The following is a 1,024-nucleotide window of genomic DNA, read 5'->3' on the forward strand; positions in this document are numbered from 1 at the left end:
AGGTCGGTCAACCCCGGATCAGGCGCGTCAGTCATCAGCATTCCCAGTTCTGTAGGTCACGTGGAATCTCCATCAGCTGAACGGCATCCGTATCCCACCGTGCTGCGATGAGGATGGAGTGGAGGTGTCGCCCGCATGCGAACCATCTTGTGGTGGGCTGCATGTCGAGGCCTTCGAAGTTTTGGATCGACCAGCAAGCACGGTTTGGGCATGAGTCGCACCCCGGATCAGGCGCGGTCACGACGACACCTCGGTGATCGCGACAGCCCACGGCGTTCCCGGTTCCGCCCAATCCCAGCAGTAGCCGTCACCTTCGGGTCGAATGTTTGTTGCCCACTTGTGCTCCACGCCTTCGATCAGATCCTTGGCGGTGAATGCGTCGCGCAAGTCCTCTTCGATCCCGTTCTCTCGGCTCAGGTGGTTGATGGCGGCGACGACACGGCGGGGTTCGTGGTGGCCGAATGCGTACCATCCCCAGTCATCTTCGCGGTCGCTGATGTGGATTCCGTAGCGCGCCTGACCGAAGTCCTCGGCGGTGAGAGTGATGCTCATTTGATTTCCAATGCTTCGATAGTCGGGCAGGGGTGTTGGACGTAGTCGTCACCAGGGTCGCCGTCGTCGCATTCCCACGCGTTGACGATGTCGGGGTCGGTGCATCCGCGACAGAGGGTGTCGAACGGCTTGCTGTAGTCAATTGAGCCGTTGTCGTCGAGCAGGAATAGTTTCAGCGGTTCGTGTAGTGCTTGGACTCGCTCGACAGCCGCAACCAGGGCGGGTACCGCAGTCCGGGCGTGAGCAATGAACTCCGCATCAGCACGACTAATCCGACTTGAACGCGGGCGCATCGGATAACTCGGCAGCACTTCACTTTCAGTGGTACCGGCCGGGTGCGCGTGGGAGTAGATCGCAGTCGATACCGTGGATCTCGGCGAGTCCACCACGGATGCAACCCACGGTCCTGGTGTTGCTGCTGCCTCCAGCGCTTTCGTGTGCTCAACATCCACCCCAGTCACGCCGCCACCCC

The 1,024-nt window shown here is 60.9% G+C and carries 2 protein-coding genes; both read right to left on the reverse strand.

The annotated features are described in order from the left end of the window. Positions 1 to 237: 237 nt before the first annotated feature. The gene (locus tag M1L53_RS33040) at positions 238 to 552 is read right to left on the reverse strand and encodes a hypothetical protein (protein WP_261949513.1); all 315 of its coding nucleotides are present in this window, start codon (positions 550 to 552) and stop codon (positions 238 to 240) included. Continuing rightward, a partial coding sequence (locus M1L53_RS33045; RefSeq protein WP_261949514.1) for a hypothetical protein occupies positions 549 to 1,024 on the reverse strand: 476 nt, incomplete at its 5' end. The genes M1L53_RS33045 and M1L53_RS33040, both read right to left, overlap by 4 nt.

Origin of the sequence: Rhodococcus sp. T9N (assembly GCF_024436645.1) — a bacterium.
Classification (GTDB): Bacteria; Actinomycetota; Actinomycetes; order Mycobacteriales; family Mycobacteriaceae; genus Rhodococcus_F; species Rhodococcus_F qingshengii.